5 protein-coding genes and 2 pseudogenes are annotated in these 9,357 nt (G+C 40.5%); 1 reads left to right on the top strand and 6 read right to left on the bottom strand.

Going from position 1 to position 9,357, the window contains the following annotated elements; all coding sequences use genetic code 11:
• Positions 1-494, top strand: a pseudogene (locus AAFM34_RS19285) (type II toxin-antitoxin system HipA family toxin); the annotation flags it as partial.
• A 360-nt stretch (positions 495-854) separates the two neighbouring features.
• Here the strand turns inward: AAFM34_RS19285 and AAFM34_RS19290 are convergent.
• The 6 genes and pseudogenes from AAFM34_RS19290 to AAFM34_RS19315 form a co-directional block, all read right to left on the bottom strand.
• Positions 855-3,953, bottom strand: a complete 3,099-nt coding sequence (locus AAFM34_RS19290; RefSeq protein ID WP_341665638.1) for a type I restriction endonuclease subunit R — start codon at positions 3,951-3,953, stop codon at positions 855-857.
• Positions 3,946-5,109, bottom strand: coding sequence for an AAA family ATPase (locus tag AAFM34_RS19295; RefSeq protein WP_341665639.1), 1,164 nt, complete (start codon positions 5,107-5,109; stop codon positions 3,946-3,948). The genes AAFM34_RS19290 and AAFM34_RS19295 overlap by 8 nt, the downstream gene beginning before the upstream one ends.
• 1 nt (position 5,110) lies before the next feature.
• On the bottom strand, positions 5,111-6,367 hold the full coding sequence (locus AAFM34_RS19300) for a restriction endonuclease subunit S (RefSeq protein ID WP_341665640.1): 1,257 nt from the start codon (positions 6,365-6,367) through the stop codon (positions 5,111-5,113).
• A complete protein-coding gene (locus AAFM34_RS19305; RefSeq protein ID WP_341665641.1) occupies positions 6,364-7,920 on the bottom strand; it encodes a type I restriction-modification system subunit M in 1,557 nt (518 codons plus the stop codon). The genes AAFM34_RS19300 and AAFM34_RS19305 overlap by 4 nt, the downstream gene beginning before the upstream one ends.
• 345 nt (positions 7,921-8,265) lie before the next feature.
• Positions 8,266-8,979 carry a hypothetical protein gene (locus AAFM34_RS19310; protein WP_341665642.1) on the bottom strand — a complete coding sequence of 238 codons (714 nt, stop codon included), beginning with the start codon at positions 8,977-8,979 and terminating at the stop codon, positions 8,266-8,268.
• 34 nt (positions 8,980-9,013) lie between these two features.
• A pseudogene (locus AAFM34_RS19315) lies at positions 9,014-9,357 on the bottom strand (hypothetical protein); the annotation flags it as partial.

The raw sequence follows: 9,357 nt of genomic DNA on the forward strand, positions 1-9,357 counted from the left end.
ATGCTCATGGTAAAAATATTAGCTTCTTCGTCACCCCTAAAGGCCTTGAACTGACCCCTTTTTATGATTTAGTCAACATAGAAGCTATCGCTCAAGAGGGAGCAAAACGTAACTCACGAAGCGGCAAATTGTCTGCTGATGAGGGGCGTGCCGCCAGTATCCCTCAATATTTTGCAATGTCGATTGGAGATTGGGAAAGTGAAGACTTTCAAAATCCACCGAAAGGTAACTTCAAACGCCCTATCACCAGCTATGATTTAGCTGAATTCGGTGCTCTGCTCGGCTATTCAGGCACCAAAATGGCTTCCATAATTGCAGAAACCACTAGTGCCATAAAGAATGCCCTGAAGGAAACGGTTGGACTTACCGAAGCTCAAGGAATCGATGACGGAGAGCGTGAACACATAGAGCTATGTGTGTCACTCATCCAAACAGAGTGTGAATACTTGTTAGCGCAAGCCGACAGTGTGCCAGAAATGAGTGAGCTTCTTTAATAGCAAATGCAGGGGCGATCTTTAGCAATTTATAAACCACTTTTGGACAAAAAACGTTCATGATCTTGCCCTGCTTACATGGGTCTGTATCTAACGAAATAAGCATGACCAAGAAAAAAAGAAACATAAGCGATAAGATATACAGCTTTACCTGATCAATAACCCTCATGTTTTCTCCTACTTCCATTTAATAGGTCTGGCTTTGCTTAAGCAAGCCTGATGACATCACCAGTAATCAGGCTATGTTAAACAAAAGACACATCCAGAGATGTCGATTACCTAAACTATCTATTTTTCAATGACAAACCTATCTTAGCGTCTATACTCATATGAAACTACATAAGCATCGATATTTTAGCCTTAAATCTGTCCACCCACACCTTTAAACTTCTCAACAAAAGCAGCTATCTTACGGAACACAGTCTGCTTGAGCGTTCGGTATTTAGGGTTGAGCGGGCTTAACTTCGGCAATGCTTCTGTCAGCGCGGTGCCATTCTCAGATGCATACTCACGCTTCAACGATGAAGTGATATAGCGTTTAGCGGCCTCTTCATTCAATTTTTCAGAATCAATGATAGCTTCTGCTTCGCGTTTTTGTTCTGCTTGTGCAAACTTGAAAAATGCGTCAATGATGCTGGCTTTATCACTAATTTCGTCTAGATTGGTTTGATTAATGAAATCAACAACTAGACTCTCTTTAGCCCGGTTACCAAGGCTACCACGGATAAGACGGCGCACTTCATCGATTAACCCTTCTTTGCTCTTGTTCTTCTTGTTGTGTTCAAAGATCAGCTCAAGAATGTAATCCAGATTAATTTCTTGCGATTTAAGTAAATCGACCTCAAAAACGACATCGTCCCAGTCCATGGTCGGTTTATCTTTTTCCTGGCCTTCTTTCTCACGACGTAACCAATCACGGGTATCGTTATAAGTAGAACGATAATCCTGAACCACACGTTCGTTTGGTATTTCTATCGTTTGCATTACCGCAATGTCTTCATCGTTCAGATAATATTTTTCTTTGAACGCTTCAACAGCCTGCTCATCGCTAGTATCTAGGTTTTGCAGCGCTTTAAGACCGGCGAACTCATCATAGTTCTGTAGGATATTTTCCGCTTTAAGATATTCGCCAAACAACTTAGCAAAGTCTTTTTTATCTTGTTCTTTTACGATGTCTTCAGGGTTAGGAAAGCGCTCCTGCAACTCCCTGACAATCTCGACAAAACCACGACGAGCCTGACCTGTTACGATATCGGTAAAGCCTTCCATGTACTCTTTGTAGCTCTTTTCGAGTACAACGTTCTTCGTATTTTTATCGCCAAACAAGGTAATGGCATCAACGGTCGCTTGTTCTAGATCTCGGAAAGTAACAATATTGCCAAAGGTCTTAGTTGCATCATAAATACGATTAGTTCGAGAGAATGCTTGCATCAAACCGTGATAACGTAAGTTCTTATCAACGAATAAAGTGTTCAGCGTTGGCGCATCAAACCCTGTTAAGAACATCCCAACAACAATCAGTACATCGATTTCTTGCTTTTTCACTCGCTGAGCAAGATCGCGGTAGTAGTTTTGAAAACCATTGCTGTCTACACCAAAGTTGGTCTTAAACATCCTGTTGTAATCATCAATTGCCGCACTTAAAAACTCTTTGGCACTGCTATTCATTGCCGTCACTTCAAAGCTTTCATCTGCGATATCACCGATGGCATCTTGCTCTTCATTTGCAGCGAAGGAAAAGATGGTTGCGACTTTCAGTGGTTTTTCAGCGTCTTTCTGCAGTTGCGAAAAGCTCTCGTAGTAGGCTTTTGCTGCATCTACACTACTTACTGCAAACATAGCATTAAAGCCTTTTGCGCCTTTATAAGCCCGATGCGTTTTCTGATTAAAATTATTTAAGATGTACTGCGAGATCTCCCGAATACGCATTGGGTGTAAGAAGGCTTGTTTGTTTTCAGCAGCGCTAAGCTTTTTATCATCTTGCTCTGTTTCAATACTCTTGAACTGAGGACGAACATCGTTGTAGTCCACTTTAAACTTAAGCACTTTTTCATCACGAATCGCATCGGTAATGACGTAGGTGTGAAGCTGTTGACCAAAGACACTACCGGTTGTTTCTGCTCCAAGTGCATTGTCAGGAAAAATAGGTGTTCCAGTAAAACCGAATTGGTAATACTTTTTAAATTTCTTCTTAATGTTCTTTTGAGCCTCACCAAATTGGCTGCGGTGACACTCATCAAAAATAAACACGACTTGCTGCTTGTAGACAGGCAAATCACTTTCACTTTTGATTAAATTATTAAGCTTTTGAATGGTGGTAACAATGATTTTGTTATCGTCTTTATCTAGGTTACGTTTAAGCCCTGCAGTACTCTCTGAACCATTCACGCTATCCGGTGAAAAGCGCTGGTATTCCTTCATGGTCTGGTAGTCGAGGTCTTTACGGTCAACAACAAAGAATACTTTATCTACAAAATCTAATTTCGTCGCTAATCGTGCCGCTTTAAAACTGGTGAGCGTTTTACCCGAACCGGTGGTATGCCAAATGTAACCACCACTTTCCGTATTGCTCCAGCTTTTGCTGTTATAGGCGCTTTTAATCTTCCATAAAATGCGCTCAGTCGCCGCTATTTGATAGGGACGCATCACTAGCAGAGTATTGCTGACATCAAACACAGAGTAACGCAGGATTACTTCCAGCAAGGTTTCTTTTTGGAAGAAGGTTGCCGTAAAGTCTTTTAAATCTTTAATGAGGTTGTTGTCTGACTTCGCCCAGTTCATGGTGAAGTCATAGCTGTTTTTATTGCGCTTAGTGGTATTAGCGAAGTACCGAGTATCGGTACCATTGGATATCACAAACAGCTGTAAGTACTTATATAAAGAGTTTTCAGCATTGAAGCTTTCTTTGCTGTAGCGATGAACCTGGTTAAAGGCTTCACGAATCGCCACTCCGCGCTTTTTCAGCTCAATTTGAACCAATGGTAAGCCATTGACTAAAATAGTCACATCATAGCGGTTAGCATGGCTCCCAGTCTGTTCGAACTGTTTAATTACCTGAACTTTATTACGTGCGATGGTTGTCTTATCAAACAGGTAAATATTTTCAATATGACCGTCATCAAATACAAAATCGTAAATATAATCGCTGTGTACTTTACGCGTTTTCTCGATGATGTTGTCACTTGGCGTATTTAAGTACTGTTCCTGAAAACGTCCCCACTCAGCGTCGGTAAACTCAACTTTATTGAGATCTTGAAGTTGAGTCCGCACATTTGCCATCATTGAGTCTGGGGTCGTTAATTCAGGCAAAAACTCATAGCCTTGATTCTGCAAATCCTGAATCAGTTCTCGTTCTAAATCACTTTCACTTTGATAACTATCACTAGGCTGCAATTGTTTGGTGTATTTATCTAAGACGATAAAGTTATTGGATTCAGCAATCGTTTTAAAGTCAGTCATTTTGCTCTCCCTGCTGCCAATAGCTGTAGTTATCCATTAAATTGTCCAACAGAAGCTTCACTGTTTGTTTTTCTTGTTCATTTGGTTCTGAAATAACTTCACTGGACAGAGAACTATGGCTAGTAAATTGAATAATACGGTTTAAATAGGCCTGTTTATTACCAGGGACAGTGTTTAACAGCTCTCCCCATTCAGGATACCCCAAGAATCCTGCTGTTTTTTCGTATAAATTACGCAGCAGCATAAAGTGATAACGCTCTATTTGATTGTGCTCTATAGCTTGTTCAAGGAGCTGTTTTAAATGCAAATGATATGAAAAACTCTTGTTGGAATCACCATACTTAACATTCAAGTTAAATGTCCCATCCTCAAAGCGCTCCAATAGGTAACAACCGTCTTTTTTGTTGCCTTTCTTGAGTCCCAACTCATTGTGAAGAACGTTGTAAAAAAGTGGGCTATGGGTGGTGATAATAAACTTAAGTCCCAGCCCATTGGTAAAATCACTGGATTTAATTAATGTCGCCAGATCTACTGCCAACTGGATAAGATGATTATCGTCTAAGGAACTTACTGGATCATCAATGAACACATAGTTGAGCTTATCAAAGGCATTGGTTTCTCTATCATCAATTTCGGGAACGTTGAGTACTTCTATTACCTGTTCAAGTAAGCTATAGAACACACTCCAAATCAGGTTACTTTCTTCACCCTTAGAAATTTTTAGATTCCCCAAATGATCGTCGTCCCCAGCTACCATTGAAAAAGAGACTTCGGAAAAATCAGCACTAAACTCCGGAGTCAATTTACTGTTTGTCAGACGTTGAAAATGAGCAATGATATTCTGATCCTGCCCTTGGTCTTCAAAAACCCATTTGGTAAATGCGTTTGGATGTATTTTTAGCTTTCTAGACTCATCCGCTTCTAAGTCGTTATCCCAATAAAAAAGGTCTTCGGTGAAAGCGTTATAGTAGAGAATATTTTTATCCGACAGTCCGAACGGATCTGCAGCATCCTCTTCATTCATTTCAGCTGTGAGCATTTCCTTGAATGTTCTCGAAAGTCGAGTTTTCCCCGAGCCATTGAAGGCGTAGATTAACTGCACTTTCTTAGGAGAATTTTTGAGTTCTTCTGCAATTTCTATCAGCGATTGTCCCATACTACGCGGCTACCTCCTGCTTAGGAAAACTCAACAGTAGATCCCGATAATACTCGTATTGCTTTTGGCGTAGCTCGATTTCACGAGGAAGACCTTCGGTAATAGAGTTAGCTAATGTCTCAAATTTGTCGAGCAAACATACGATACGTTCTTGCTTTAGAATTGAAGGGAACGGAAGCTTTAAGTTCTGAAATGTACCCAAATTTATATTACTTTGGGCGCTTCCCTGACCTTTTTCTTCTAACTGAGTTTTGATTGAAGATAGTAAATACTCTACATAATTTGAGCTCGTTTCCTCAGGGTTTGCCACGAAGCCAATAACACTATCGGGGAAGCATGCATCAAAACCTAAAATAGATGTTTCGGCAATATTTGCTGCGATAGTGATACATAAAGTGCCTTTAGGCCACAATTTACTTTGCTTTAAGCCAAGTTCACTATACGTCTGGTTGTACTCTTGAATAACATGGGTTGCATTTCTAATATCACCTGTTTGAATAAAAGGTGTATCACCTCCATACAACCTTGGATCATTTCTAGGTCGATGTTTCGATTTTCCTCGACCAAAATCTAAAGCTACTTCACCTAATGTCTTCCACTCAACTTCACCATCATCAAAGCTCAGCAACTGATCTCGGTAGTAGTTGTATTGTTTTTTCCGCATGTTAAGCTCGGCGGTCAGCTCGGCGGTCAGCTCGGCGGTCATGGCGGTAAATGCGTCCAAAATACGTACTATTTCAGCTTGTATTTCCAGCGATTTTTCTGGGTTATTTGGGCATGGGATGGGGATACTGAAATCTTTGACCTTCGCGTCAGAAATGGCTGGATATGCAGAACCACTCTGATTCTCTTCAAGGTACTTTTTAAAATCGCTTGAAGAAATCAAATGCAAAATCCACTTAGGCAGAGTCACTTCCTTTTTTACTCGCAATACGCAATATCCTGTGCTCGCAACTGCTCCATCATATTCTTCATCAATTAAGCAATAACGCATTTGTGTCGGACGAGTTGTTGCAAATAACACATCGTCTCTTTTTACAAGCTTTTGAGCACGGCTGGGTGCATTGCTAGATCCTACCTCTGTTGTTTCTATTATTTTTTTTGTATCGATACTGACAGAAGTTAGATCAATATACTGATGGCTTTTTGAAGTTTCACGCCACTTGATATTCGTAGTTCGCTCAGTAACTTCTCTGATCGGAAACCAAACCACTTCGATACCCTCGAGAAGTTTCTCTAAATAGCTCAAATGGTTCACGCCTCAAACTCCTCACCTTCAATCTCCGCCACAATGGCGTCAATATCACTACGAAGCTGATCAATTTTAGCGACTGTGATTTTAAGATCGGCATTAAGTTTAGTAATGTCCACTAATTCGCGAGTATCTTCAGCTTCTACGTAGGTACTCACCGATAGATTGTAATCATCAGTTATCGCATCTAAGTCAACAGATTTGGCAAAGTATTCAACATCTTCCTTACTATCAAACACCGACATGATTTTCTTGATATGCTCGTCTGTCAGTATGTTGTTATTTGTTTCTTTTTTAAACAAATCACTGGCATCGATAAACTGCGTTTTTGTATCGATTTTACGCTTAGACAAAACTAGGATATTTACCGCAATAGTGGTACCAAAGAATAAGTTTGGAGCTAGCGAGATAACCGTTTCAACATAGTTATTATCAATAAGATATTTGCGTATTTTTTGTTCAGCCCCACCGCGGTAAAAAATACCGGGGAAGCACACAATCGCAGCCCGACCTTTGCTTGAAAGGTAACTAAGCGCATGCAGCACAAAGGCAAAGTCGGCTTTTGATTTTGGCGCAAGCACGCCGGCAGGCGCAAAGCGTTCATCGTTGATTAGTGTTGGGTCATCACTACCTATCCATTTAACTGAATATGGCGGGTTAGAAACAATAGCGTCGAACGGTTTATCATCACCAAAATGAGGTTCACGAAGAGTATCGCCCAACTGAATATTGAATTTGTCGTAGTTGATGTTGTGCAAAAACATATTCATACGAGCCAAGTTATAGGTCGTGTGGTTAAGCTCCTGCCCAAAGAAGCCATCTTCAATGATATGTGCATCAAAGTGCTTTTTCGCTTGAAGTAGCAAAGAACCTGAACCAGCAGCAGGGTCGTAAATCTTGTTAACACTGGTTTGTCCATGCATAGCTAGTTGGGCAATCAGTTTGGATACGTGTTGAGGCGTGAAGAATTCGCCTCCGGATTTGCCCGCATTCGCTGCATAGTTAGAAATCAAGAACTCGTAAGCATCACCAAACAGGTCAATCTGGTTTTGGTCAAAGTTACCTAACGGAAGGTCTGCGACTCCTTTTAATACTTTAGCTAAACGATCGTTTTTCGCTTTTACAGTATTACCTAAGCGATTACTCGTAGTATCAAAATCCGCAAACAGGCCTTTAATGTCTTTTTCTGAATCGTAACCGTTGGCTGAGTTTTCGATATCTGAAAAGATAGCAGCAAGGTCAGTATTTAGATTCTCATTTTTAGATGCATTAGCGACTACATTGCTAAACAACTGACTTGGATAGATAAAGTAACCTTTGGTCTTAATCGCATCATCTCTGGCAAACTCGATATTTTCGTCATCATCCGACATAGCTGCGTAGTCTACGCTTTCATCTCCACCGGTAATGAAGTGAACAAAGTTCTCACTGATAAAGCGATAGAACAAAGTGCCTAGTACATACTGTTTAAAATCCCAGCCATCTACTGAACCACGAACATCGTTGGCGATCGCCCATATCTGGCGTTGCAGGGCGGCGCGTTGCTGGCTACTTGTCATTTTTATTATTCCTGTTTCAATTCGTTTTGAGCCATTATGAGCTCATTATCTGGCGAGTATTATAACGAGCAAGGGAGTGCGAATCTAACCACTTGTTGTAAAAGTACTAACTTCGGATTAATTTAAGTCAACATTCATAAAAACAAGGATTTAGCATGAAAGTTTGCCTTGATGATGAACGACCGACTCCGAAAGGATAGCATCGGCTTTGCTGGTCTGAAGAAGCTATTGCCTTGCTAGAGTAAGGAACGGTGACTGAAATCAGCCTAGATCATGATCTGGGAGATGATGCTCATGGTACTTGTGTGAGATAGTACTTTATAAAGTCTCATACCAAGTATATCACTAAGACGGATCATTGGACTTTGTTTGCTCTTTCGGCTCTGTACGATAGTTGTCACCAGCAACGATATTGTATTGAATCACGGTATCGTCAGTAAATTGGGTGAAATCAATAGTAATGGAGTAAGCATTATTGACTTTTGATTTTTTCAGCTTTTCGTTTACATAAAAATCGCAAGCAAAACCGTCTGACCAATCTTTCCATTTTTCATAGTATTTTGCTCTACAGTTATTAGCTTCAAATTTAGATTTAATATCAAAAACTTTATCACTTTCGTATATAGGGGGGTATATACGTAATTCAGCAAAACCAACGGTATCGTATGCATTTTCTGCATCCACCACTATGCTGTAGAGCTTCATATCACAACCACTGGATACAAAGTTTTTATATGGAATGCGCAGTTCATAATGATTCTCGTCGCTGGCAAAGTTATGGGTGATACGCAATACCGCTTTCCCTCCTGAGCGTTTTTTACCATCGGAGGCACTCCAAAAAAACGATTTGCACTCATCGCCGCCTCCGTAAAAAGTGCCGTAGGCTTTGACCTTGGCATCTTTGGGTTTTGTCCCTTGGATTGAGATATAGCTATCTTCAGGAGATGAACCAAACGGCGGCTTGGTGCTCTCATACCACTCAAAGGCTGGGTAAACCACGTAAAAAAGCGCGACCCAGAGCGCTACCAATATCGCGCCAATTTTTAAAACCTTAGCCATCTATTTGCTCTTTAAGCCAATACCCAACACATCACTAAGACGGATCATTGGGCTTTGTTTGCTCTTTCGGCTCTGTACGGTAGTTGTCACCTGCAACAATATTGTATTGAATCACGGTATCGTCAGTAAATTGGGTGAAGTCAATAGTAATAGAGTATGCATTGAACTCTTCTTTCTGCTTAACTTTTTCATTAATGTAATAGTCGCAGGCGTATCCCCCTGCCCATCTATTTAAATCAGAGATATATAAATCTTCGCAGTTACTAGCTTCAAATTTAGATTTAATATCAAAAACTTCATCACTTTCGTATATAGGGGGGTATATACGTAATTCAGCAAAACCAACGGTATCGTATGCATTTTCTGCATCCACCACTA

This window comes from Vibrio sp. (assembly GCF_038138445.1).
Lineage (GTDB): Bacteria > Pseudomonadota > Gammaproteobacteria > Enterobacterales > Vibrionaceae > Vibrio.